The 25,042-nt window shown below is 53.9% G+C and carries 22 protein-coding genes; 1 reads left to right on the top strand and 21 read right to left on the bottom strand.

Annotation, left to right across the window (positions count from 1 at the left end):
* Window positions 1-27: 27 nt before the first annotated feature.
* The 21 genes from secF to H8K04_03885 all read right to left on the bottom strand — a co-directional run bounded on the left by secF (window position 28) and on the right by H8K04_03885 (window position 23,795).
* A complete protein-coding gene (gene secF, locus H8K04_03985) occupies window positions 28-945 on the bottom strand; it encodes a protein translocase subunit SecF (GenBank protein ID UVT17857.1) in 918 nt (305 codons plus the stop codon).
* 62 nt (window positions 946-1,007) lie between these two features.
* The gene (secD, locus tag H8K04_03980) at window positions 1,008-2,645 is read right to left on the bottom strand and encodes a protein translocase subunit SecD (GenBank protein UVT16724.1); all 1,638 of its coding nucleotides are present in this window, start codon (window positions 2,643-2,645) and stop codon (window positions 1,008-1,010) included.
* 31 nt (window positions 2,646-2,676) lie between these two features.
* Window positions 2,677-3,051 (bottom strand): preprotein translocase subunit YajC, encoded by a 375-nt coding sequence (gene yajC / locus H8K04_03975; GenBank protein UVT17856.1) that lies wholly within the window; start codon window positions 3,049-3,051, stop codon window positions 2,677-2,679.
* A gap of 21 nt (window positions 3,052-3,072) precedes the next feature.
* Window positions 3,073-4,251, bottom strand: a complete 1,179-nt coding sequence (tgt, locus tag H8K04_03970; GenBank protein ID UVT16723.1) for a tRNA guanosine(34) transglycosylase Tgt — start codon at window positions 4,249-4,251, stop codon at window positions 3,073-3,075.
* Window positions 4,252-4,274: 23 nt separating this feature from the next.
* Complete coding sequence (locus H8K04_03965) at window positions 4,275-5,999, bottom strand: arginine--tRNA ligase (protein UVT16722.1); 1,725 nt, start codon at window positions 5,997-5,999, stop codon at window positions 4,275-4,277.
* A gap of 109 nt (window positions 6,000-6,108) precedes the next feature.
* Window positions 6,109-7,095 carry a glycosyltransferase family 9 protein gene (locus H8K04_03960; GenBank protein UVT16721.1) on the bottom strand — a complete coding sequence of 329 codons (987 nt, stop codon included), beginning with the start codon at window positions 7,093-7,095 and terminating at the stop codon, window positions 6,109-6,111.
* Window positions 7,096-7,118: 23 nt separating this feature from the next.
* Complete coding sequence (locus tag H8K04_03955; GenBank protein ID UVT16720.1) at window positions 7,119-7,730, bottom strand: molybdenum cofactor guanylyltransferase; 612 nt, start codon at window positions 7,728-7,730, stop codon at window positions 7,119-7,121.
* An 87-nt stretch (window positions 7,731-7,817) separates the two neighbouring features.
* On the bottom strand, window positions 7,818-9,590 hold the full coding sequence (locus H8K04_03950; protein UVT17855.1) for a c-type cytochrome: 1,773 nt from the start codon (window positions 9,588-9,590) through the stop codon (window positions 7,818-7,820).
* A gap of 52 nt (window positions 9,591-9,642) precedes the next feature.
* Window positions 9,643-10,680 carry a cytochrome c gene (locus tag H8K04_03945; protein UVT16719.1) on the bottom strand — a complete coding sequence of 346 codons (1,038 nt, stop codon included), beginning with the start codon at window positions 10,678-10,680 and terminating at the stop codon, window positions 9,643-9,645.
* Between the two features lie 48 nt (window positions 10,681-10,728).
* Window positions 10,729-12,036: a c-type cytochrome gene (locus H8K04_03940; GenBank protein ID UVT16718.1), complete on the bottom strand. Its 1,308-nt coding sequence runs from the start codon at window positions 12,034-12,036 to the stop codon at window positions 10,729-10,731.
* A 70-nt stretch (window positions 12,037-12,106) separates the two neighbouring features.
* Window positions 12,107-14,023, bottom strand: a complete 1,917-nt coding sequence (locus tag H8K04_03935) for a cytochrome ubiquinol oxidase subunit I (protein ID UVT16717.1) — start codon at window positions 14,021-14,023, stop codon at window positions 12,107-12,109.
* Window positions 14,024-14,669: 646 nt separating this feature from the next.
* The gene (locus H8K04_03930; GenBank protein ID UVT16716.1) at window positions 14,670-15,566 is read right to left on the bottom strand and encodes an SUMF1/EgtB/PvdO family nonheme iron enzyme; all 897 of its coding nucleotides are present in this window, start codon (window positions 15,564-15,566) and stop codon (window positions 14,670-14,672) included.
* Between the two features lie 6 nt (window positions 15,567-15,572).
* Window positions 15,573-16,490 (bottom strand): SUMF1/EgtB/PvdO family nonheme iron enzyme, encoded by a 918-nt coding sequence (locus tag H8K04_03925; GenBank protein UVT16715.1) that lies wholly within the window; start codon window positions 16,488-16,490, stop codon window positions 15,573-15,575.
* A 33-nt stretch (window positions 16,491-16,523) separates the two neighbouring features.
* On the bottom strand, window positions 16,524-16,880 hold the full coding sequence (locus tag H8K04_03920) for a hypothetical protein (GenBank protein UVT16714.1): 357 nt from the start codon (window positions 16,878-16,880) through the stop codon (window positions 16,524-16,526).
* Between the two features lie 35 nt (window positions 16,881-16,915).
* On the bottom strand, window positions 16,916-17,569 hold the full coding sequence (locus H8K04_03915; GenBank protein UVT16713.1) for a DUF3047 domain-containing protein: 654 nt from the start codon (window positions 17,567-17,569) through the stop codon (window positions 16,916-16,918).
* 17 nt (window positions 17,570-17,586) lie between these two features.
* Window positions 17,587-19,392, bottom strand: coding sequence for a cytochrome ubiquinol oxidase subunit I (locus H8K04_03910; protein ID UVT17854.1), 1,806 nt, complete (start codon window positions 19,390-19,392; stop codon window positions 17,587-17,589).
* A 73-nt stretch (window positions 19,393-19,465) separates the two neighbouring features.
* Window positions 19,466-20,536 (bottom strand): hypothetical protein, encoded by a 1,071-nt coding sequence (locus H8K04_03905; protein ID UVT16712.1) that lies wholly within the window; start codon window positions 20,534-20,536, stop codon window positions 19,466-19,468.
* 17 nt (window positions 20,537-20,553) lie between these two features.
* Window positions 20,554-21,045: a PCP reductase family protein gene (locus H8K04_03900; protein UVT16711.1), complete on the bottom strand. Its 492-nt coding sequence runs from the start codon at window positions 21,043-21,045 to the stop codon at window positions 20,554-20,556.
* A 41-nt stretch (window positions 21,046-21,086) separates the two neighbouring features.
* Window positions 21,087-21,800, bottom strand: a complete 714-nt coding sequence (locus tag H8K04_03895) for a DUF420 domain-containing protein (protein UVT16710.1) — start codon at window positions 21,798-21,800, stop codon at window positions 21,087-21,089.
* A 51-nt stretch (window positions 21,801-21,851) separates the two neighbouring features.
* The gene (locus tag H8K04_03890) at window positions 21,852-22,841 is read right to left on the bottom strand and encodes a methyltransferase (GenBank protein UVT16709.1); all 990 of its coding nucleotides are present in this window, start codon (window positions 22,839-22,841) and stop codon (window positions 21,852-21,854) included.
* A 159-nt stretch (window positions 22,842-23,000) separates the two neighbouring features.
* On the bottom strand, window positions 23,001-23,795 hold the full coding sequence (locus tag H8K04_03885; protein ID UVT16708.1) for a hypothetical protein: 795 nt from the start codon (window positions 23,793-23,795) through the stop codon (window positions 23,001-23,003).
* Between the two features lie 339 nt (window positions 23,796-24,134).
* Here H8K04_03885 and H8K04_03880 point away from each other — a divergent pair, with 339 nt between their 5' ends.
* Window positions 24,135-25,025: a fatty acid desaturase gene (locus H8K04_03880; GenBank protein ID UVT16707.1), complete on the top strand. Its 891-nt coding sequence runs from the start codon at window positions 24,135-24,137 to the stop codon at window positions 25,023-25,025.
* The last annotated feature ends 17 nt before the right edge of the window (window positions 25,026-25,042 follow it).

Raw genomic sequence — 25,042 nt, 5'->3', positions numbered from 1 at the left:
CACACGACGCTCTATTCCACCATTCGCTCAGCTGCGTTTCAAGAGTCGACCCGGCGTTCCTGGCCACAGGAGCAGGAGTGGGCTCGCGACGAAGACGGAAGAATACGTGCCGAAGATCACCCCCCAGAGTAGCGCAAGCGAAAAATCATGCAGGACCTCTCCGCCGGCGAGAGTCAAGGGAATGAGGACAATCACGACCGTCAAACTCGTAACGATTGTGCGGCTTAACACTTGATTGATGGCGCTGTTGATTGTCGCTTCTTCGCTCTCACGGCGGCGCAACTTCAGATTCTCTCTGATTCGGTCGAACACGACGACGGTATCGGTCAGGGAGTATCCGGCCAGGGTCAAGAGCGCCGTCACGATCAAGAGGGTAATTTCTTTGTCCAGGATGTAGAAGGCTCCGATCACAGCCAGGACGTCATGAAACGTCGCCAGCGCCGCCGCGACACCGAATCGAAGTTCGAAACGCGCCGCAATGTACAGAATAATACCCGCAAATGAGACGACGATGGCCACCAGCGCATCTTCCTGAAGCTTCTTGCCGATGGCCGGCCCGATCTCAGTCGTCGAGTCCACCACGAACTTGTTGGTCGGGAACTCCTTGCTGAAGATTCCCACCACACGTTCCGCAATTTTCTCTTCGATCGTCGTTGAAGCCTTCACTCGGATCAGCAGCTTGTTGTCCTGTCCGAATTCCTGCAACTCCGCATCGGTCAACCCGCTCGTCTCTAATGCCTTGCGGGCCTCATCGATCCGAATGGGCTGTTCGAACTTGAGCTGGACGGCTGTCCCCCCGGCAAAGTCGATCCCCAAATTGGCCGCGCCCCGCGCAATTTGAACGAGGGCAATGAGCCCGAGCACGACCATGATCCCTGAAAAGAGAAAGGAGAACTTGCGCTTGCCCATGAAGTCAATGTTGGTTTTCCCGAGAATCTCTAACATGCGCGCTCCCTTTTGATAACCTTGGGCTTCCCCATCAACGCTGATTGCCGACGGCTTCATGGTTAGATGCTCAGCGCTTCGACTTTCTGCCGCTGATACAACACATCAAAAATCACTTTTGTCCCGACCAATGCCGTGAAGAGGTTGATGGCAATACCCAAACACAACGTCACGGCAAACCCCTTGATGGGGCCGGTCCCAAATAGAAACAGAGCAACGCCGGTGATCAGCGTCGTAACGTGTGAGTCGATGATCGTCAGCAACGCTTTGTCGTACCCCGCATCGATCGCTGATCGCACTGCCTTGCCCACACGCAGTTCTTCTCGAATGCGCTCGAAAATCAAGACGTTGGAGTCGACACCCATTCCGATCGTCAGCACGATGCCGGCGATGCCCGGCAGGGTCAACGTGGCGGTCAACGCGGACAGCGCACCCATCAGACACACCAGGTTCAAGATTAGGGCAAAGTCCGCGATCAGCCCGGACAAGCGGTAGTACACGATCATGAAGACGACGACCATAGCCCCCGCGATCAGAGTCGCCCTGACGCCCTTGTCGATGGAATCCTGTCCGAGCGACGGCCCGACTGTGAGGTCTTGGACGATCTTCAGCGGCGCCGGCAACGCGCCGGCCCGCAGAACGATCGCCAAATCATTGGCTTCCTGCGTCGTAAAACTCCCGGTAATCTGAGCGCGTCCCCCCGAAATACGCTCTTGAATGACCGGCGCCGAATAGATGTTGTTATCGAGGACGACCGCCATGCGCTTTTTGACATTTTCACCTGTAATCCGTTCGAACTCCTGCCCGCCTTTGGAATCAAAGGTGATGGATACGTACGAATCGTTGAATTGGCCGATGGCGACCCGCGCATCGCTCAGCACATCGCCGGTCAGCATGACCCGCTTTTTGACCACATAGGGAACATGATATTCGAAGCCCGTGTCCTTATCGACCACTCGTTCGAACAAAATCTCGTCTCCCTCAGGCACTTTGCCAGCAAATTGCTGGAGCACCTCAGCTTCTTTATCCTTTGGAATGCGGACCGGCAGATCGAGCCGAATATCTTCATCCAACATTTTGAACTCGAGCAGCGCCGTTTCCTTGATCAAATCCTTGGCGCGTTTCGGGTCCTTGACACCGGGCAGCTGAACAACGATTTGCTTCAACCCCTGTCGCTGAACGATCGGCTCCGCAACGCCGAATTGGTCGATCCGATTTCGGATGGTTTCCAATGCTTGGTTGATAGCCGAGTCCTTGATCCGCTTGGTTTCCGCCTCACGAAGCTCCCACACGACGGTCGCGGTCGACCCTGCTGATTCCTTCTCAGCGAAAATGGGAAAGTTGTCGACGACCTTTTGAGCCGAAGCCTTTGCGTCGGCATTCTGCAGCTGAATCGTGATTTGGTCATGACCGGTTCGCTTGACCGAGGCGACCGCGATGGACTTCTCGGCGAGGAGATCCTGCAGCGCAGTGACAGAACGGTCCACGGCAATCTCCACGGCACGGTCCTCATCCACTTCCAGCACCATATGAATACCGCCCTGCAGATCCAAACCCAGCGTAATGCCCTTGTTCGGCAATACTCCCTTCAGCCAACCAGGCAACGCCTGATAGAAAGGCTGATATGACGGAAGACATGCCACGACCGACCCCACAAGCACCAGGATCAACAACCATAAGCGCCCACCTACTTTTTTCATCTCGTCCGCGACCTCTTATCCCGTTTTTGACCTACGCGTCTTTCTCTTTGTCTTTGTCTTTGTCTTTGTCTTTCTCTTTGTCTTCGTCTTCTCCGCGCACTCGCGCGATATTTTCACGCTGCATCTTGACCTTGGTATTATCGGCTATCTGCAGGGTGACCGTCTCCTTCCCGAGGTTGGTGATCGTTCCCCAGATTCCCGACGTCGTCACGACCTTATCGCCTTTCTTCAAAGCGTCCAACAATGCCTGTTGCTGCTTTTGTTTCTTCTGCTGAGGCCGGATCAGGAGAAAATAAAAAATGACAAAGATCAGGAGGAACGGGATCAGCGACAAGATCCCTCCAGCCCCTCCGCTGGCGGCCGATCCGCCTCCGCCCGTTCCTTCAGCCCACGCGATCGATTCCATCAACATCGAACGAATCCCCTTCTATGTGTGACAGCTCCTATGCCATTGGCTGTATGGTTCAAACTCGCCATTCGCCGCTTCAGTTATCATCTCTGACTGCCGATCTTGATGACGATAGAACGCCTCGCGGAATGCGGCAAATCTTCCTTCCACCAGGGCTTCCCGAATCTGGCGCATCAAATCGGAAAAATACCAAAGGTTGTGAATCGTATTGAGCCGTACCCCCAACATTTCTTTCACCACGAACAAGTGGTGGAGATAGGCTCGTGAATACCGACGGCACACCGGACACGCGCAAGCGGGATCCACCGGTCGTTCATCATCGGCGTATTGCGCTTGCTTGATGACCACCCGACCTGACGCGGTAAACAGAGAGCCAGTTCTGCCATGACGAGATGGGACGACGCAATCAAATAGATCGATACCCCGAGCCACGCCTTCGACTAAGTCCTCAGGAAGTCCGACACCCATAAGGTAACGAGGCTTCTTCTCCGGCAATTCCGGAACCGTGATATCGAGCATGGCATACATGTCGGTTTTTCCCTCTCCGACTGAGAGCCCGCCGACCGCGTAGCCCTCGAACCCCAATGTCGCCAACTCCCTCGCCGAGGCAATGCGCAAGTCGGGATCCAACCCACCTTGCACGATGCCGAACAACGCCTGATCGGTTCTTCGCCGGCTCGCCTGACAGCGCTCGGCCCAGAGCTTGGTTCGGCGCACACCTTCTTGAATCACCTCGCGGCCGGTGGGAAGCGCGACACATTGATCGAGGACCATGATGATATCGGCCCCTAACGCCTCCTCGATCTCTATCGCCTTTTCAGGCGTAATAAAATGGCGTGACCCGTCAATGTGTGACTGAAACGTGACGCCGTCGTCGGTCACTTCACAGAGCTTCGCCAAACTAAAAATCTGAAATCCTCCGCTGTCGGTGAGAATCGCTCCCGGCCAGCCGGTGAAGGCATGGAGCCCCCCCATGTCAGCAACGATCTTGTGCCCAGGCCGCAAATACAGGTGATAGGCATTATTGAGCATCAACTGGAAGCCCAATTCCTGAAGATCTTCCGATTCGAGCCCTTTGACTGGGCCCAACGAACCCACCGGCATGAAGGCGGGAGTCTGAACCTCCGCGTGATTGGTGGTCAGCAGACCGACACGGCCCTTCGAGCATGAATCCGGTTGTTCGACCTGATACTGCATTAGATTCCGTAAGATGTCATCCGCTACATATGCTCAGGCGCTGAAATACCCAGCACGTCAAGCCCATTCCTGATCACTTGCTGGACCGCCCCCATTAGGACCAATCGCGCCGCAGTTCGCTTTGGCGTGAGGGCTTCGATGGGTGCCGACTCGTCATGCTCTTGATCAGTCGCCGCAGGCAACACACGGTGTTTGTTATAAAACGTATGGAGCAGCGCCGCCAATTGCTGAAGGTAATACGTCACACGGTGCGGTTCGAAGGCGACGGCACTCGCCTGGATGACCTCAGGATAGGAGGACAGTTTTTTGATAATTCCTAATTCATCGGGATCCGTCAGAACCGAGAGGTCGGTCTCCACTGCAGATGGGCGGGCAATTCCCCGTGCGGAGGCCACACGCCAGAGGCTGCAGATTCGAGCATGGGCGTACTGGACGTAATACACCGGATTGTCGGCGGATCGCTGTTTCGCCAACTCCAGATCAAATTCAAGATGCGTTTTGGAATCCCGCATTAAGAAAAAGAACTTTGCGGCATCCGCTCCGACTTCGTCGATGACTTCCCGCATCGTAATGAATTCCCCGGTCCGCTTGGACATCTTCACTTCGGCCCCGTCCCGCAAGAGCTTCACTAACTGGACGAGCACCACTTGAAGACGCTCTTTTGGAGATCCGTACGCCTGCATCACGGCTTGCATGCGGGGAATGTAGCCATGGTGGTCGGCGCCAAAGACATCGATCAACAGATCGTAGCCGCGCCGGAGCTTATCGTGATGATAGGCGATATCGGAGGCGAGATAGGTGTACTCACCGTCCTGCTTCTTGACCACGCGGTCTTTTTCATCGCCGTACAGCGACGCCCGAAACCACCACGCCCCTTCCTGTTCGAACAAAAGCCCGCGCGCCTTCAATTCATCCAAAGCCTGCTCGATCGCCTTGGATTCCAGCAGTGAGGCCTCGCTGAACCAGGATTGAATCTCGATACCAAATGCCGTGAGGTCATCACGGATGAGTCCCAGCAGTTCCTGATACGCAAGTGCTCGGCAGCGAGCCTCAAGATCGGCCGGCGCGAGATGACTTGCTTCACGATCAAGTTGTTCCTTGATCCGGTGAGCCACGGCCGTGATGTAGGTACCATGATAGCCATCCTCAGGAAAATTGATGGCCTGTCCGGACAACTCTTGGTAACGGGCATAGACGGACGCGCCCAACAATTTCATCTGCCGTCCTGCATCGTTGACGTAGTACTCACCCACCACCTCGTACCCGATCGCCCTCAGCAATCGGATCACTGCCTGTCCGACCGCGGCCCCTCTTCCATGTCCGACATGCAATGGACCGGTCGGATTTGCGCTCACATACTCAACCAGCACACGACGATCTTTACCGATGTCTGTTCGACCATAACGGACCCCCTGTCGTTCAACCTCACGGAGGACCTCCTGCCAGAGAGCAGGTTTGACCGTGAGATTCAAGAAACCGGGACGGACGATTTCGACGCGATCGAACAACTGCTCCTGCTCGGATAAGTTTTCCACGATGATGCGGGCAATATCATGAGGGGCCTTGTGCTCGGAGGAAGCTAATGACATGGCCACCGTCGAGGCCAGATCCCCCCACTCAGGCCTCTTCGGAGCATTCAGACTTAGTGTCGGCCAAGCTGTCGTCTTCAATTGCCCTTTTTGCTTCGCCTCATTTAGGGCTCCGAGAATAGCTGTGGTCACCTTTTCCTGCACAACGCCTTGCGACACAACAGCTCTCCTAAGTCCTTACCAATGAAAGGAAATTAACGCGCCACTCTAACATATGAGGTAGGCAGAGACAAGGCGGTTTACCTGAAATTACGAGGGCTTGTGACTTCTATACCCGTGTTTCAAGTCCCAATGCAGTCAGCATCTTCCCAATCGGTACGTCAAGGCAGGGCTTCTCGTGACACCCTTGTACGGCCTCCCATGATGGACAGACACAAGGTGCCCCTCGCAAGATCGTCACATGATCGCCGATGGGTGCCCAGCGAGCAGGGTCTGTCGGACCAAATACCGCGATCGTCCGTGCACCCAGCAAAGCAGCCAGATGCGTAATGCCGGAGTCATGACCCCAATAGAGCGCAGCGTCCGCAAGGATACCTGCCAGCAGAGGGAGGTCAAGATTTCTGAGGACGGAAGGCCTCTCACTGACCAACTTCAGCAGCGCGTCAACCGCGTCATGATCGGCAGGCCCCTCTAGGACGAGTGGACACATCCCTCCTCGTTGCAACTGCTGGAGTATCAAGGCTACTTTCCCAGGATCAAGACACTTGTGCATGCTTCCACTTCCGGGGTGCATAAGCGCCAGCGGTCGATCACGCATGATTCCCATGGACTCAAGGTGGATTCTCCCTTGTTCCACGAGATCGCGGGGAATCTCGATCATCCACCCGCTAGAAACTACATCTTCGGTCTGACCGATTGCCTCAAGAAAGCGATCGCGCTGATGGCTTGCTCGCAATCTTGGCGAAAATGGTGATTGGATGTGCGCCTCCGCCACACCCCATCGCCGCACAAGGGCGGCCAGAGCCCCATCCTTGTCTTCTGTCCATGCCACGACGACATCGCATCGCTGCAGCCACGACTGTAGCTCCTCAGAGAGGTGGGCGGATCCACCAAACAACCCCGCGCATGCCCGCCCTTCTACGGACATCCAATCATCGACCAGTCGACATAGGTGAAGAAATCGACTGACGGTGGCGTCTGCGACTAGCAAGATTTCGTGCTGCGGGAACCGTATCCCAAGGTTCCGTATCGCAGGGACAGCCAACAAAACATCACCGAGCGCGCCAGGGTGAAGTATCACAATCGTGCGTTTCATGAGAACGCCAGGAAGCCTCAGAATCAGGAGCCGCTAGAGCTCTCGTGTAGCGATCGAGCCGCTTCAAGATCCGAAGGAGTATTGATATTGCGGAATGATCGCCCATCGTAATCAATTCGGCTCACCTCGGCCTCCATGACCATCCGCACGCGAAGAGCGGGATGCGCGGCGACGTGTTGAATTTTCACTTCGTGCCTACGAATCATGTCTTCAAGAATCGGCAGACAACGTCGGCTGTAGACAGCATGCGTCGGCTGAAGGCGGTCTTTCCAGAGTGCCATGACGACGTCGGCCTCTTCCTTCAAGGCGACCATATACTGCACAAGGCTAGAGCAGAGAAACGGCATATCGCAGGCGGCAACAAATATGTGCTGATCTGTAGACTGTCGAAGACCGGTATAGAGCCCGCCGAGGCTCCCACAATTCGGGACAAGATCACGCACGACCGGCACGCGTACGGACGGCACCGGGCCATCCTGGGCGATCACAACACACACCTGCTGAAAGAGGGCACACATGACACCGACGCTCCGTTCAATCAGGGTGCTATCCCCGATGAGGAGGAATCGCTTATCCTCGCCCATCCGCTTACTTTTTCCTCCGGCAAGCAAAACGCCCGTCACATCGCTGATCATGAGTCCGTCGTTGTCCTATAACAAAAGAGGGGGTAGGTTTCCCCACCCCCTCAGTCTTACTACACACTGATCTTCCTTTGGAGAAGACTACAGTGTCTTACCCTTTTTCTTGTTTGCACGACGGGTCAGGACCCATCCCTCCAACAGGACGACACCCACCGCAATAACAGCTGGATAAATGTATGTTTCCTGGGGGACCGGCGGGTTCATAAATGTGTAGAAGAAAGCGGAGACGGCCATCTTTCTCCCGGCATCTCCGTTGTGACCATCCCACGCAAAGAACACCGTCGGAATATATTGCCCGACCTCAAAAAAGGTGTCTTCGTCGTAATCTTGATCCTTCTTGTTTCCAACGGGTCGCTGGATCATCACATACCAACGACCGTTCTTCCACTCTGCTTTTAGGAGCTTCATGCTCTCTTCATAGTTGTCGCGCTCTTCAAAATCCTTATCCCAACCGGTACCTTTGAATGCACGGAGAGAACCATCTGCTTCCCATTTCACAATGTCGACGGGAAATTGGTCATTGGTACCGAACAGGTAACGGGGCTTGATCGGTGCCGGAAGCTCTTTCCACTTCACCGCCGTTTCGATCCCAATGGCGTCGTTGTAAACCGTGTAGTTGTTTTGGTGGGCTGCGATTGACCCTTCCTCGCCGGTTTTTGGGTCCTGCTCTTTCACATCGATATTTACCTGCGTTGGTGCCCAAGGTAGCTTGGCTTCAGCCACGCTCTTGGTTCGGTCATCCCACTCCAGCAGGTAGGCAATGTACTTGTCGTTGTAGAGCGACCGTACCCAGATATCGTCGATCCGATTGACAAAGTTTCTTGGCTTATGAGTGATCTGTCCACCCATTGCAACATACCGCTTCGGTGCCTTTTGCCAAGCTTCATGTTCAATATCCGCTGGAATCTCCCCCTCAACGAGATCGGATGGGATGACGAAATTGATTTTGGGCTTATCCGTTAATGGGTCAATCGGAAGCGGATTGCCCAGTGCATCCCTCTCACAGAGAGAATTGACAAAGTTCGCGATGTCCCACCGTTCATCCACCGTCGTGTTATCGGCAAATGAAGGCATCGGAGTGCCATTGACACCGGTAGAGAAGGTGCGGAAAATGTTGCTCACGTTATATGGATCTTGACGACTACCTCGGAAGTTCCAGCACTTATGCCAATTGGCCGGCTGAATCGAGAAACCCCAGTCATCCTTCAAATTAAAAGCGTTTCCATCACCACGGCCTTCCATTCCATGGCACTCAACGCACTTCTTCTCAACGATGAGTTCAGAACCGCGCTTCTTACTCTCATCGGATGCCGGTTTTGGCTTGAGATCAGCGAGTTGCAAGACCGTTTGGCTTTCCGACTGCTTATCGGTAAACTTTCGATCCTTCACTAGTTGAGTGGTGACAAAGGAGAGAACTTGAAGTCGCTGTTCTTCGGTTAAGATGCCTTCCCAGGGTGGCATCGCAGATCCCGGCAAACCATGGGTAACTGTTTCAAAGAGATCGTTTTGGCCAGCGATCGGCTTCTTTGCATCAAAAAGAGGGAGTTCGCCGCTTGCGGTATGGCGAATTTTAAACGTTCCTTGATTGAAGTTTCGTGGACGAGGCCAAAGCCGATCGGCTCCAGGCCCATCACCGGCGCCATCGACACCGTGACACCAGACGCACTTGGTGAAATAAACACGTTTCCCAGCCTCAATCATTTCTGCGGAGGGTTCAGGTGCGAGATCCCCCTTCTTGAAACCTTCGGGGAGCCCTTGTGCTGAAACAATCGAATAGCCCGCACTAGACACCAGAACGACTCCGAAGGCAACGACGGCTGTAATTCCGGCCTTCCGAGTTATGCTGTCCATCATGTTCATCCTCATCTCTCCGTATGTCTGAGTTGTCAATAACGCAATTTCGTTGTTAATCCCAGGTACGGGGATAGTAGCCGGTGTGCCAATATTCGAACAAAATCACCTTCCAGATCTCGTCTACGGTCAAATGCTGTTCCCATGGAGGCATAACCGAGGCCCATGGAAATCCTTCATTCGGCAGGCCGATTCCGCCCTTAGAAACACGCCAGAAGATAAAGGTTTCCTGGAGTTGTGCAATTGTCCCTGGGTCGGTGAAATTGGCGGGAATCGGATTGAATGCGAAGGCGTGGAGGCCACGGCCGTTGAGATTATCCCCATGACAGAAATGACAGTTTTGGAAGAATATCTCGCCGCCCTCTCGCACGTACTTCAAATACCCTGTATTCTTGTCGTCCCACGGATTGGCATTTGGCTTCATCAAACGCCCCATACCTTGTTCAACAATATTGGCGTTCGAAAATTCCTGATCGTATTTCCCTTCTGGATTCACGCGATAAGGATTTTGTGAGGTCTGCAATGTATACGTTTTACCATGGACTTTTGTGCTGGCTGGTGGTGCCGGATGAACTGTCCTCAATTCGATCGGCTCTTCTGACTTTGGCATCATGGCATTGAACGAAAATCCACCGATAAGGATCGGGAGGATTATAAGATACGCATAACGCAGGAGTTTGTTCATCCCCGTTTGTGCGTCCAACACATTCATGATGGGCTGTTTGAATTTTTTCCAGTCTTCTTCATTGGCAGAAACCCACATGAACACCGCGACGAGACTCACGGTGCCATACATAGCTCGCACACTGAAGGGGATCGGCGGATACACACGGTACTTCAGATACAGTAGAAAGAACGCCCAGAATCCGATTCCCTGCCAGAATCTGGGCATAGCCATGCCCATGGCGCTGAGCATGTAACTCAATCCTGCAAAGCCAGCCACATAACACGTCACTTCCAACAGCATCTGGATCGGCATGTACCCTTCGACCAACCGTATGGTAGTGGATGGAACGATGTCGAACGTCATCCCACCCAGAAGGAGAATTCCCGCTACTCCCAACAAGGCACCGAGTGACATCAACGCTTTCATCGGCAAACTCCCTTTACTCTCCGCATGACAGGCAATAGGAGGCAGCTATTAAATCTTCGGTGGCGGTGCTCCAGTTTTCACCTGCGATAAATAGTCGACGATTTTCTTTAAGGCACCCGCGCTCAGCTTTTGCCCAAAGACCTTAGGCATGGTGTTATCGGGAAACGGCTTCACCACAAACGCACTGGGATCCACGATGGATTCCATAATGTATTCAGTTGGCGATTTGGCAGTTCCCTTATAGGTAGGATCCTTAATCCGCTGTGCTGCGGTTGTCCCCTCTTCCAGTTTAGGACCGATGGTGCCCATTGCCCCCGGGATTCCGGGAATCGTATGACACGCCACGCACTGTGCTTTAGCAAAAATCTGGTCCACCGGTTCGGAGCCATCAGCCATCAGCGAAGTGGCACCCCCGCCTGCCTTCTCTTCCTGCTGTTTAGGACGATCTGCTTCGGGAATAAACTTTTCATATGACTTCACGATCTCTTCAAACGAAGGAGCATCAATGCCTTCTCGGAGGTACATCCAAGTGTCCACAGCCGCAAGCTCAGGTAGACTGAGCGAGATTGGCGGTTTATGAATAGCCGGCATTGGGCTTTCCTTGTCATTCGTTCCCTTCACACCATACCCCGCAACCACATAACAACTTGGGCAAGCATGCGATTCGGCAATGTATTCCTGGGCACTTTCGGCAGTCCCTGAACCAGGGAACGCTTCTTTCACCGAGTATTCTCGTTTTGATGGATTACCCTTTGAATATTTGGGGTCATCCAACCGCTCCTTCCCACGACCGGGAAGTCCTGCTAAGTTCGGTGCTCGTTCGCCGAGCATACCGGCATGGAAAGCATGACAAAGTGGGCACTGACCTTTCCCGATAGCGCCTTGCTCTTTATTTTTCCCGACTCCCCCAAAGATAATCTTTTCACCTTCATCAGCCAGCTGTTGCGGGGTCATCGAATCCCACGTTTTCTTTTCCTCTACTGGTGGGAAACCTCCTTCAACCTGCGGAAGCCAGTTCCCGTATCCGGAAAGAAACGCTGCGACGAAGAACATGAAACCACCAATCTTCAAGAGCGCGCTAAGATTGGTGAAGTAGAGCGCCATCACGAATGTTGTGACGGTAATCATCACAAGCGAGACCGGTAGCAACCGATTCTCGCCATAGAAGTTGTTGGCGTAATTCGCAATAGCCATGAACAACAGTAAGGTCCCCACAATCCCTATAAATGTTTTGAACACTGCGCGCTTCTTTGCGACAGGATCGCTGATGGACATCTGAAAATACACCATCAAACCTGCAAGGATAGCCAGAGCCATCCAACCCATTGAGAGTGCTTCAGCAATCAAGTTACCCAAGGTCTTGACCTCCTGCAGCTACAGCGGGGGAGAATCTCCCCCGCTGAGCCAACTATCAATAAGACGCCGATTAATGACTAGCAGCCGGCTGCGGGACACTGCCCGGGATACCCGCCTTTGCCTCCACCGGAACTTTCTTCGCAGTCAAGCTGCCGAGCCAAAAGACGAAGAGAATAGTGATCCAGAAAAACAATACATTAAACGAAATCATGTTAGCGGCAAATCCAACCGTATGCGTATAGGCCCAGGGCGAATTGTCACGCATGATCTCATTGACATGCCAAAACAGCCGGACTGAGGAACGAATATAGCCCATCAATCCCATCATCCAGGTAAACGCTGTCGCCAGCATAATGAGAGCGTACTGAGAGCGGGCAGAAATCTTACCCCACTCTATTGGCCCCATTTGCTTGGCGCCCCTCATCATCACGCTGTTGAGCGCGAACATGAAGAAGAGACAAGACAATGTTGTTGCCACTTGAGGGACGGATAAACCGACCCGCACGTTTGCCGGAATGTAATATCCGTAAATAGCGAGCCAGATGATGTTGACGTAGGCGCAGGCAAAGAATACACCCATGAAGATATTGCCGAACTTTGCCCACGATACCGTGGAGACCTTATTTCCTCTCATGTACCAAACAAAGCTCAGCACGGTGGTCGTAATAATAACGTTGATGCCGCCGTTCTTCGCGGACATGACGCCGTAGTTCCCCAGTACAGGATGTTGCTGGCCTCCCATGGCCTTCAATTCAGCTGGGGTCATAACCATTGTGTGGGGAGTAATAAACACCATGTAACCGCAGGCGAGCAGGAACACCAGATACTTGATGTACCGTTGGTATTTTTCAGCGCCACGCATGCGCCCCATTGCCTGCCACAGGTAGTAGTTGGTGCTCAGGAAGAGAATGCCGATCATCGTGGCCTGAATAATGAACAGCCAGGCCAGCAAGCCGCCCATCAGGGTGATCCCCATCTGTTGGCGATAGGCATATACTTCACGCATAAGCCAATAGCCGGCAAAAGGTAACGGGATCAAGAAGGCCACACCCAGCGCCATGGCAATGTAGCCCATCCAATCGTAGTGCGCGCGGTCCTCATCCGTCTTTGCCGCTAGGAACTTGTATGCGGCGTAGGCAGCGACCACTCCTCCACCAAACGCCATGTTGCCCAGAATGCGGTGGAGATTGAGCGGATTCCACAGAGCAGTGTGGATCACGTGCCAGATATTTCCGAGATATCGACCCTGCTCATCGACTCCGGCCGGTGACATCATGAAGCCGATCCAGGAATTGGCCAAGAACATGAGCAGAGTACCAATGATGTTCAGGATCACCGACATGCTCAAATGAATCCACTTGAGGAACCCTTCCTTCATCTTGTCCCAACCGTAATAGTAGATGTAGAGGGTGCCGCTCTCCGCCACGAACATCAGCGCATAGATGTGCATGACGGGACGGAATATGCCGGACAAGTAGGAGAAGAAGGCGGGGTATAAGGTCAGAAACGTAAAGATCAAAATACCGCCTAGAATAGCCGTAAGCGAGTAGGCCGTGAGACTGATTTTGATGAAATCATACGCCAGCTGGTCGTAACGCTTCGCGAGTGCCTTATCTTTAGTGACCACGCCCATGAACTCAATGATCATACAGAAGATCGGCACCGCTAGGACGAAGCTGCCATAGTAGAGATGCTGCTGATTGGCAAACCACAGCAGGACACGGCTTTCAAAGTTGTATCGCGGATAGTCTCTGGGACCATCCGTCGTCTTAGGAGCGGGAGCGCCGACTACAATACCTTCCGTCTTGTAATAGACATCCCGGCCCTTCTCGACTTTATCTCCATCCTTCTTTGCCGCATCGCCGGCAGGAGCGTCCTCACCGATAGCCGGTGAAGGCAACGCTACGACGATCGGAAGCAGAAGGAGGCCAACCATCATGCAGAGCGCCATGATCGAAAAGACGCGCTTGCCGGTTAAAAGGCCCATGGATTACCTCCTTGATACACTCTCGTTAAAATTTTCAACGCTCACCAGAAGACTTGACTACTTCCTCTATAGGCCTACTTCCGGAACAGGTACCAGTAGTCCAGCCCCTGCATGTCCATCAGATAGTGATCGACCAATGTAAAATAGCCGACCGCGATAATAAGGGAGACAATCACCGCAACTACAGGATTATTTAACGCACTCATTTCCCTTTTCTCCTCTTACTTAACCCAGTCATCCGTTGATTGAGCTGTGCGGCCAGACCCCTGGCAGCTAGACGAGATCAGCAACTCAGCAGGGACACTGGATTCCGGCAAACCAATAGAAAAACCATATTCCGACAGCACAGGTTATGTAGAAAATCATTTTGCCGATTTTTATCTTAATTTCGCTGTCAGGGGTAGCGCTTGCCATCTGTTTTACTCCCGATCAAGATAGTTTGGTGGGCGATTCAGAATTACTGCATTTTCTTGACAGGTACCAAACCCTGTGTTATCAAACTTTAGTCGCTAGTGCGCGAATCAACAGGAGAAACCGTGACGAAGAACTCAAAAGTGTTTGACATTATAGTTTTGGCCGGTATGGTTGTCAACATCATTTTGGCCGTGTTTTTGATCCTTTACTACTTTGATTTTCTCTAGGTTCATCAGCTTTTTTTCTCTCCCGCTTCTGTCGTTCCCGTCTTCGAAACTGCGCAGCGAAATCCGATCGTTTCATCCCGAAAATCCGGCATCATCTTGCTTCGGCTGGTAATCCGGATATCACCGCCGGTCGTCGTATACCCTCCCCCCCTGAGTACCCGATAGGTGCCATGCTCAGGGCTTGGAGGGTTCTGCTCCGGCGAATCCTTGTAATAGGTCTCATTGTACCAATCAGCTACCCATTCGATGACATTGCCGGCCCCATCCATGACTCCATAGGGGCTCTTATCGGCCTGAAAAGTTCCCACACGCGCAGATACCTCGTGACCGTCCTGCACACGCGCCCAATTGGCGCCCTGAGGCTGCTCTATGTTTCCCCATGGCCAGAGCCTCCCGTCCGTACCGCGCATAGCCTTTTCCCACTCGGCTTCGCTCGGAAGCCGCTTGCCTTTCCAGCGACAGTATTCCGCAGCGTCGTCCCATGAGACATAGACAGCCGGTTGGTTGACGCCACGCACTCTGCTGCCACTCTTTGCATAGCGCGAGGGTAATCCTGGCTTTCGATGGCCAGTAGCCGTCACAAATTGTTGATACTGATGGTTGGTCACTTCATACCGATCGATCGAAAAGGTGTCGAGGGAAATAGTGCGCGGGGGTTGCTCATCGAATCCGCCATCCTTCGTTCCGCGAACGAACGGCCCTGCCGGAATCGTCACCATGTCCTCCGGAATAGGCTCCTCTCCAGAAACACTTTCCTGCTCCGGTTCAACGTCGGCCACGTTTTCGGACACCGGCTTTTCATACGGCGTGAGGGTGGTGCCTCGTAAAATTGCGGTGATGGGCATAGCGGCACACACCAGCACCACGAGCAAGAAGATCAATTTGAATTTGGTTTCGAGCATACCTGTCTACGGCTCTTGAGCGGCCGCTGCCAGATCCAGATCGCTTGCGCATCGAATACCGATCGTGACATCTGTCCGCCAATGCTTAGCCGCAAATCGTTTGGACAGCCTCGCATTATGCTCGGTCTCCCGCCATGAACCTCCACGCACAACTTTAAGATCCGCATTCTCCGGCCCCTTCGGATCACGAAATGGAGATTTCTTGTAGTAGTGTTCGTCGTAAGAGTCCTCCACCCACTCCGCGACGTTGCCGGTCATGTCATAGAGACCGTAAGGACTTCGTCCCGCATCGAATGAGCCGGGTGGAGCCAGATATTTATACCCGTCTTCGCTGCCATCGACATTGGCGGCATTGGTGACAAACTTATCTCCCCATGGATATTTTCTCTTACTCTCACCACGACCGGCTTTTTCCCACTCGGCTTCGGTAGGAAGTCGCTTGCCCGCCCACTTGCAGTAGGCCGCCGCTTCGTCCCAGGAGACACTCATCGCCGCAAAGTCCGGTTTTAAGATCTTGGACTGGTCGTCGTCAAACACTTCGATTCTGGGCATCGCACGTTTGGTCATCTTCGCGAACCGCACATATTCCTCTTGTGTCACTTCCTTTCGATCCAGAAAGAACCCCTTCAGGTAGACTTGATGTTCCGGGGCCTCATCCGGATCACCATCATTGCTTCCCATGGTAAAGGGACCTTCCGGGATCTGTACCATTTCCCGACCTTCATCCCCTATTTTGGTCTTGTACATCGAGAAATCCTGAGCAGGCAGGTTACTCGCTGTCGGTCGGGCTTCTGACTTGACCGACAGAGCCAGCTGTTTCATTTGCTTGGCCTTATAGGATTCATAGGCCAGCAGGCCGATCATGAGAATGAACGATGCAAACACAAAAATGATGGACCCGACTAAGACACCCTTGTTTTCCACAGAAACCTCTTTGATCGAGAGAATACCTACCTATTAGAGCGGCAACGTCTCGACCTGTTCCGCCGCCGCCTTCTTTGCAGCACGCACATCGAGCAACATCGATATCTGGACGCCTAGAAAACCGCCCATGGCCGCACCCGCGCCAGCGCCGACCCAGATTCTCTCGGCACCAGCCATCAGCCAGGCTAACACGCCACCCAACACGGTGCCGACCAGGATACTCACAAGAAATCGGCGGCCGCCGAGAAACCCGATGACAACACCGAGACCAAGCCCAACAGAGATCGCGACAGGCATCAGCCCACCGCCCATGGTGAGCCCAATCAGCGTACCCACGGTACCCATCACGCCGAGTCCTAGTGCGATGTCAAACGCCTTGTTCCTCCCCATCCCACGAGTCCTCCTCAGACTGAGAAGACCGATCTCTACTTGGCCGGAGTCGCAATTAATGGGCCAAAATCGATTTCGACACCAGGTGCCGCGATGATGGAAATGCCCCATGCCTTCGCCGCGGGCTCATGCTGATGGATCCGCTTGAAGTCTTCGTACACATTCACCCGCTCTTCAAACCACTGCCCGATCTCCTTCGTCCCAGCCTGCACAACAATCTCGGAGCCGCTAAACATGCCGCCTTCCGTCAGCGTGCCATCCGGTTTCGACCCGCTCCATACATATTTCGTGAACACCGGGATAAAGAGGAGATCGGTATCCAACGACGCATAGACCGCAGCAAGCGGCTCGTTCCCAGTCGCCGCCTTATTGAGACGCCAGCGCCAGGTCAGAATGGGATAGGCCTTAGGATCCCAATCGATTTTCTTTTTCTTAATGCGCTGACCTGCATCCTTGGCCGATAAGAAATTGGCGCCGTTCTCGGATCGTACTTTATAGGCTTCACGACCTTTCGATTGACTTCGCTGATTTTCGTGATCCCACTGAGAAGGGAATCCATCTGCTTCCTTCGCTTGAAAATCTTCCAGCACCAGCACTTGCCCCTGAGCCCCGACGGGAACCTGCCACACAAGTATGCCCGCTAGGATGCCAAGAACTGCCGCTGCACGCATCGACGCACGGTACGCCATGAGTATCATTCCCTTTCTTATGTTTCTTGTGACGGAACCGGCGAGAGTAAGGGAGCCTGTTCCGTTCGGAATTCTTCACCCATCACCGGCTGCTGCCCGCGCTGGCACATCCAAAACAATGCGAGGACTGCCGCCCAAAATACCACCATGTTTAATGTCACCATTTTTGCGGCGAACTGGAGATCCGGCGTAAAGGCCCACGGCGAGACATCGGCCATCAGTTCACTGACGTGCCAGGACAAGCGGCCCGAGGAACGGATGTAGCCCATGAGGCCCATCACCCAACTGAACGATGCCGCCAACCCAAACAAGCCGACCATCCCACGCAACGTAATTTTCCCCCACTGAATCGGGCCATGCACTAGAGCCCGTCTGAGCATGAGACGGTTGATCACCACCCCGACGGCAATCACGGTCAACGTCGTGAAGGCTTGTGGCGCAGAGAGACCGACACGAACTTTCGCCGGCAAATAGAACCCATAGATTGATAACCACACGATATTCAACGCACCCACCACATACAGGACCGTGAGAATCGTGTTACCGGTTCTGACCCACGAGATGGTCATTGTTCGATTCGCTCGGCGGTAGTACAAAAAGCTGAGCGCGGTAACGAGAATCAGAATATTGATGGCGCCGTTCTTGGCCGACATGACTCCGTAGTTGCCGATCACGGGATGCTGAGCGCCTCCCATCGCCTTCACTTCACTCGCAGACATCAGCAAGGTATGCGGCGTCAGCCAAATAAAGAGCGCCAGCATCAGAATAGCCAACAAGACTTGGTAATACGGCTGATAGCGTTCCCCCCCTTTGATCCGCGCCATACTTTGCCAGAGATAGTAGTTGATTCCCAAGAACAGGACGCCGATCAACAGGGCCTGGACGACAAACAGCCACGTGAGCAATCCTCCCATCATCGTCACGCCCATGGTCTGGCGAAACACGAACACCGATTTCATCAGCCAGTAACCGGCGATCGGCATGGGAATGAGCGCACAGACCGTGACAAATAGAAAGACATACCCGACCCAGTCAAAATAGGCCCGCTCCTCATTGGTTTTGCTGGTGAAAAATCGATAGCAGGCATAGGCCAGCACGACCGCTCCCCCGGACATGATGTCCGCGAGGAAACGATGGACGTTCAACGGATTCCAGAGAGCAGAGTGCAACAGATGCCAGACATTTCCCAAGAACCGTCCCTGGGCATCGACGCCGGCCGGGGACATCATGAAGGCAGACCAGGCGTTTGCCATCATCAACAACGCAGTTCCCACGATGTTCGTCAGAATGCCGATCGCCGCATGAATCCACTTCATGCCGCGCTCAGCCATCCGGTTCCAACTATAGTAATAGATGATCAGCAGCAGCGCTTCCCCGACAAAGACGGCGGCGTAGAGCGGCATGAAATCCTTGAACGTGCCGCCCATATATTTCATAAAACTGGGATAGAGCATAATGAACATCGTCAGCATCAGACTGCCGATGACCGCCGTCGCCGACATGGCCAAGACGGCCACCTTCGCCAGGTCCCTCGCGAGGCCGTCGTAGCGAAGAGCCAAAGCCGGTTTTCTTGTCGTCAATCCGAGAAACTCGATCAGTGCACAGAACAAGGGAAGGGCGAGTACAAACCCGCCGAAGTAGGTATGCTGCTGCGTCACGAACCACACCACCAGACGACTGTCCAGTGAGCCGATTCGCGGATACGTCGTCTCATCAGGTGCGGGCGCTGCCGGTCCCTCGGGAGCTCCGTCGGTTCCAAAGTAGATGTCCGTCGATGATTCCGCAAAAGACACATCGGATGCGAGCCACGAGTATCCAAACATAACGAGGATACATGCGACATACAGCACAAGACTGATCACGGAACGTGTTCCTTGAAATTCTCGCTCCATAGACCTACCCCTTAGTTCCATCTTTTCCAAAGACCAATTCCCCTCCGGCACTGTCCGCCGCATTCACGGTCTTGCCGAGAATTCCCATCACGAAGGGGCAGCGCAGCATTCCGCTCGACAATTGTGGAGCCTGTTCGTCTTCAACATGACGCCGATCACCCAGATAATAGCCATACAACACCATCATCGCCGTGACCAGTGCGCCCATCACAGCCGCTGAACCTAACGTGATCGTCGATTGCCTCGCGACAAACAACAACAGTCCTATTGTCACCAGGTAATACGTGGAGGCAAACGCCATCCCAGGCCACCACCAATACTTCAGCAATTCACCGGGTGCGGTCTGACGGAGCGTGTGAAACCAGGGTATGGAAGGATAGCGCCCGGCAAAATATGCGCAGAGGGCAAGGCCACCGCCGAGGAGTGTCACACTCAGCAATTGAGTCAGAGCAGCTGCCTGCTCATCAGCGATCGCCACCCCAGCCAACGACGCCATTGCACCGACACCCAATCCTGTCAGAACCCACGGTCCCAATTGCATAGCCCGATGCTGCACCAAGACGCGGAACTCCTCTCCATCGGGGAACGTCAGAAATGGCCTCCCCATGACGGAGAGCTTGCGTACATGTCCAATTTCAAACGCGTCGCGAGCGACAGCCGTGCAGGAGATAATGATCGCCATCATCGCCGGTCCATCGGGATGTTGGAGGTAACTGTAATTCATGATCCAGAGTAAGGTCAGCACCAACAACGAGAGCTGAATGCCATAGACCGCTCCGATCCATCCGGCAAGCCAAGTGAGACGACGCGCTCCGTCTTGACGGACAATCACGGACCATGGTGCAGTCCGCCCAATCTTGTACGCGAGGAGCGAGGTGACCGCCGCCACCAGACTGCTAACCGTCAACAGCACAAGCGGATCCGTAATCGGAACGAGATGCTTAGCCAGGCGATACACCCCGAAGGCGATCAACCCGGGAACGAACATCACGATCCGCTTTTGCTTGCGCACGGCATCTTCCGTGACCGCCAGACTCAAGCTCGGGAGCACCCGCAAGGCCATTCGATGCAACATTCCCGCTCCTGCTTCACCTAACCTTTTTGAGCCCCCATCCCAAAATACTTCGCTTTGATCTCTTCCATCAGGGAGACCGTGACTCGAGATAGCCCACGATCCGCCGCTGTGCGCTCAAGTTCGATCCGAGCCATTGCGCGAACCGGCGCCGGCACCCTTTCCAAGCGCTGTGCTGCGTCAGGTTCCCACTCCACCCGCTCCCCTATGGAAGGATTCCGTACCGTTTCATCGGTGACTACTTGAAGACCGCGAGCGCGAACGCCGACGTTCACCGCGTCCCGAACGAGGGTTGCGACGTAGGGCTGCATACGCTCCAACCGATGCAAGGCTTCATCAGTCCAGATCACGCGGTCAACAAGTCCCTGCGTCTGGCCTTCCAGCACATCAACACCGACTTTCAGGCCACAGCCTCGACATTCCGATCGGACAAACCACTGGGACATCCCGCCGCTCATCCGTTCCTCGATCCCTTCGGTATGCATCCAGCGGCCACACCCGCAGGTCAACATGACACCGCACCATGAAACATGTCGAAATGTCTACGCATAGCCTAGCCGATCTTACCGGGGTACAGGATATACAGCATGGTGTAGGTGAAACTCCCCGTGACGAACAATACGCAGTAGATGACCATTGTGAACCGGCCAAGCGCTCGATGACGCCGTGCTCCATTGGGCCAAATCCGCTGAATAGTCAGTTCAATCGCGAAGACAAACGCGACTAACAGGAGAAACGCCAGGTACACCTCCAGCTTCCGCATCGAAAACCCTGCAGTCGCCACACGTGAGTAAAATAATCCGAGTACCACCACGGTGATTCCACCGAAAATAAGGCCGATCTTCCGCCAAGTCGTTTGGAGGAGCGATTCTCGGAGAGACCGGACCCCATCGACGAACTGTTGAGAACGAAAGCCCAGCACAATCATGTACACCGCCATGACCAGACCAATGATGACCAGAATGATATGGAGCGTGAGTACCGGAATGAAGACGTAATCATAAAGCGATTGAGAACCGCCGAACCCTTCTTTACCCTCGAAGGCCAACACACCCAGCTGGCGGAACAGATAGTAGGCGATGAAGAAACTGAGCATCGAGACCATTCCGCCCAACATCAACCAGTGGTGTGCATCGGCTTTTCGCTTGCGCGCTTGAAACCATCCAATGACAAAGAGGGTGGTGAATAACGTGGCCATCAACTGGCTGAGGTCCGCGCCGGTTGTTGCATGAGTCCCGAAAAACCCCGGTTCTCTTAACCAATCCATCGCTCTTCTTTTCGTCGCTCGTATCTCGCGGATCGTATCTCGAAATTGGGGTCACGCTTCACGAGATTTCAGACCTTGCACAACCGCTGTCTTTTCCAACTCCATAACGGATACAAATCCGGCTGCAGTCAACCATTGAATCGCATCGTCCGTTCGGTAACAACTGCCTCGCTGCGTGTTCACGAGTATGTGGACCGCAAAGGCAGTCGTCCAAGCCGGCCCCGCGCCGGACTCGTCCAGAAATCGATCCTTGATCACCAGGCGCCCATCCGACGCAAGGGAGGCAAAGACTTTTTCAACCAACCCTTGATTCATCTGAAAGGTTTGATAATGCAAGATATCGGACATGAGAACGATATCGTACGGGCCGCCGAGCGGATCTGCGTTGAAATCACCAGGCAGCAGCCGAATCCGCGATTCCAATCCGGCTTCCTTTACAGTTTTTTCAGTCACCCGGAGTGTCGCGGGAAGATCAAAGACCGTGGCGTTCAATTCAGGATACACCTGACAAAAGGCGATGGCGTTGGTTCCTGCGCCACCGCCCAGATCCAACATCCGCTCCGACCCTGTCAGCTTCAGTCGTCTGGCAAAATCAGGTCCACTTTGTTGGCCAATGCGATTGAGCACCGTCAACACATTGCTTCCCAGCTCCGGATCGGTCTCGAAGACATGCCGATCGACTGCCCGTCGCCCCGTTCGAATCGTCTCCTCCAGTTGTCCCCAGTTGTTCCATTCCGCATCATGCAAGAGAAGAAGATGACCGACATATTGGGACGAATGCCGAACGAGGTACGTCAGTGCCGTGGAAGAATTCCCGTACAGTTGAACGCTCTTGGTCAACAACTTCATCGCCACCAGCGCGTTCAATAGAATACCGAGCGTTGAGACATCTGCGCTGATACGTCCCGCGATCTCTTGGGCTGTCTTCGGTTTTGTGTCTATGGCGGAGAAGACGTCCAGTTTCACTGCCGTCAGCAGGATCTTGGTTTCCCAGTAGTAACCAAGCTGGAAAACTTCAGCCAGCGAGAGTTCTCGTGACACACCACTCCCTTCAGCTTCGCGCTTAAAAGAGGCATCTTACCCACTGAGGAAATAGAAAGGCAAGGCGACGAACTCGGCCGGATTGATGCCGAAAACACGAAGGGCAGCGGATTGCTCCGCTGCCCTTCCCTGGCAGATAACGTCTGACGGAATCGTCGTCTACTTGATTTCGGCCTTGAGGTTGGCGGTGCCACCATCGGTCACATCCACCTCAAACTCAACCTTCTTCGCTTTTCCGGCAAAAGGATGCCAGGCCACAATCTTGTGCTTGCCGGCCGGAACATCCTTGATCTCGAACGAACCATCGTCCTTCACAACAGCAAAATGGGGGTTCGACACGGGCAGGAAGAACGACTGCATGAACTCATGCTGGTCGCACTGTAAGCGGAGGTAGCCTTCTTTTTCTGCACCACCTCGAAACTGCACTGGCTTATCAAGCTTGTCACCCTTTTTGGCCAAACCGATATTGAATCCGGTTGCCGAGCTCGTGCCCTTTACGGTGAAGCTATGTGGGTTATGGAGCACACCCTGAACGGACTTAGGATCCTCTGGGTCCGCATCTGTGTTCTCAACTTTGAAGGGACGGGTGTTGACGACGACGCCGCTGAACGGTAAAAATTCGCAGAACGCAGCCGTCACTTCCGTGCCAGCATATCCACCCATCCATGCCGTGTCCTCAATATCCACTACCGCAACCACCGCGCCCTTCAAACCACCGTCTTTTCCCACTTCGATCTGCTTCAGAAACCGCTTGTCCCCGTCCATCAAGCTCTTATTCGGGTTCTGGGGACAGAACTTCGGATTCGGGAACTTGGAGAAGAGAAACTCCTTCTGCTCCGCCTTACCGGCATACGTCACCTTGCCGGTGATGGTTCCGCCTGCATACGAGGTGAGAGGCGCCGCAACCAATGCGACGGCTGCTACACCAAATACTATTGTTAACGCACTCTTCATGGGACTGCCTCCTTGTAGTAATAGACCAACCATCCTGATTCCTGACCTGCTCTCTTCGAGTTTTCTTCTCGGCCAGGAGAACTCTTCGTAATGACAGCTCCTACCATTAGACACGATAAACGACCCATTGGCGAGGCTGACTTAGACCGAGTATGTATATGAAATATTACCGCCCGCTGTCAATGTCAAACAAGAGGCTGCCGTTGGGCGTTCCACAGTAGCTATTTTCCTCTTGTCCTGGTACAGTCCAAGAAATTAATACCATTGATTCGAACCCTATCTATCTACGAGAATCTCCACCTTACATGAACGCACCCTCCTCCCTCTATTAGCATCCTTATGATACCCGCACAGTCTGCCATCGTGCTCAAACGAACGTATCCCCTCTATATCACAGTGCTCCTGTTCAGTCTTATTGCCGGTAGCGCGCTCATAGGCGTTCCTGCTTTCGGCCTTGTCTATGGGTACACCTGGTTAGACTGGACCATGTTCGGACTGTTGTATATCGTCACCGGACTCGGCATTACGGTCGGCTACCATCGCCTGATCTCGCACAGGAGTTTCATGTGTTCCAATTGGGTCAAGGCTGGATTACTTATCGCCGGCGGATGGGCACTGCAAAACTCTGCCCTGAAATGGGGAGCGGATCACATCCGCCACCATGCCGCGTGCGATCAGGATGCCGATCCCTACAATGCGCAGCGAGGATTTTGGCACAGCCACTGTGGATGGCTTTTCTCCGACGAGCGCTACTCGGATGAGAAATACGCAACACGGCTCCGGCAAGATCCGATCATCATGTGGCAGCATCGGTACTACGCACCAATCTTCCTTTCGGGTTTGGCGCTTCCATTCGTCGTGGGCTTTCTCTACGGCGGGTGGGTCGGCGGGATGAGCTGTTTTATGTTGGCTGGAGTCGGTCGGACATTTGCCGTCCTCAACTCGACCTTTTGCATCAATTCCGTGTGCCATCTCTGGGGGAGCCAACCCCATAGCCAGGCGGATTCGAGTCGGAATAGCTGGCTAGTTTCGTTAGTCACGTTCGGCGAGGGGTATCACAACTATCACCACACATACCAAAGCGACTACCGAAACGGTCCTCGGTGGTATAACTTCGACCCCTCGAAATGGCTGATTTATACGCTCTCCCTACTCGGACTAGCCTGGTCGCTCCGCACCGCCAATGCTGCCGAAGCGAGGGCTTCAGATCTTCCAACCCCTTCGGCATAGCCCGCAGCAACCTGCCT

This window comes from Nitrospira sp. (assembly GCA_024760525.1).
In the GTDB taxonomy this organism is placed as follows: domain Bacteria; phylum Nitrospirota; class Nitrospiria; order Nitrospirales; family Nitrospiraceae; genus Nitrospira_D.
Note: the sequence above shows the minus strand (reverse complement) of the source record. Positions and strands in the feature narration are given on the sequence as shown.

Coding starts and splice junctions, on each gene's coding strand:
- secF (UVT17857.1), bottom strand. CDS start 945: ATGTTAGAGATTCTCGGGAAAACCAACATTGACTTCATGGGCAAGCGC.
- secD (UVT16724.1), bottom strand. CDS start 2,645: ATGAAAAAAGTAGGTGGGCGCTTATGGTTGTTGATCCTGGTGCTTGTG.
- yajC (UVT17856.1), bottom strand. CDS start 3,051: ATGGAATCGATCGCGTGGGCTGAAGGAACGGGCGGAGGCGGATCGGCC.
- tgt (UVT16723.1), bottom strand. CDS start 4,251: ATGCAGTATCAGGTCGAACAACCGGATTCATGCTCGAAGGGCCGTGTC.
- H8K04_03960 (UVT16721.1), bottom strand. CDS start 7,095: ATGAAACGCACGATTGTGATACTTCACCCTGGCGCGCTCGGTGATGTT.
- H8K04_03955 (UVT16720.1), bottom strand. CDS start 7,730: ATGATCAGCGATGTGACGGGCGTTTTGCTTGCCGGAGGAAAAAGTAAG.
- H8K04_03950 (UVT17855.1), bottom strand. CDS start 9,590: ATGATGGACAGCATAACTCGGAAGGCCGGAATTACAGCCGTCGTTGCC.
- H8K04_03945 (UVT16719.1), bottom strand. CDS start 10,680: ATGAAAGCGTTGATGTCACTCGGTGCCTTGTTGGGAGTAGCGGGAATT.
- H8K04_03935 (UVT16717.1), bottom strand. CDS start 14,023: ATGGGCCTTTTAACCGGCAAGCGCGTCTTTTCGATCATGGCGCTCTGC.
- H8K04_03930 (UVT16716.1), bottom strand. CDS start 15,566: ATGCTCGAAACCAAATTCAAATTGATCTTCTTGCTCGTGGTGCTGGTG.
- H8K04_03920 (UVT16714.1), bottom strand. CDS start 16,880: ATGGGGAGGAACAAGGCGTTTGACATCGCACTAGGACTCGGCGTGATG.
- H8K04_03915 (UVT16713.1), bottom strand. CDS start 17,569: ATGGCGTACCGTGCGTCGATGCGTGCAGCGGCAGTTCTTGGCATCCTA.
- H8K04_03910 (UVT17854.1), bottom strand. CDS start 19,392: ATGTTTGGATACTCGTGGCTCGCATCCGATGTGTCTTTTGCGGAATCA.
- H8K04_03905 (UVT16712.1), bottom strand. CDS start 20,536: ATGTTGCATCGAATGGCCTTGCGGGTGCTCCCGAGCTTGAGTCTGGCG.
- H8K04_03900 (UVT16711.1), bottom strand. CDS start 21,045: ATGTTGACCTGCGGGTGTGGCCGCTGGATGCATACCGAAGGGATCGAG.
- H8K04_03895 (UVT16710.1), bottom strand. CDS start 21,800: ATGGATTGGTTAAGAGAACCGGGGTTTTTCGGGACTCATGCAACAACC.
- H8K04_03885 (UVT16708.1), bottom strand. CDS start 23,795: ATGAAGAGTGCGTTAACAATAGTATTTGGTGTAGCAGCCGTCGCATTG.
- H8K04_03880 (UVT16707.1), top strand. CDS start 24,135: ATGATACCCGCACAGTCTGCCATCGTGCTCAAACGAACGTATCCCCTC.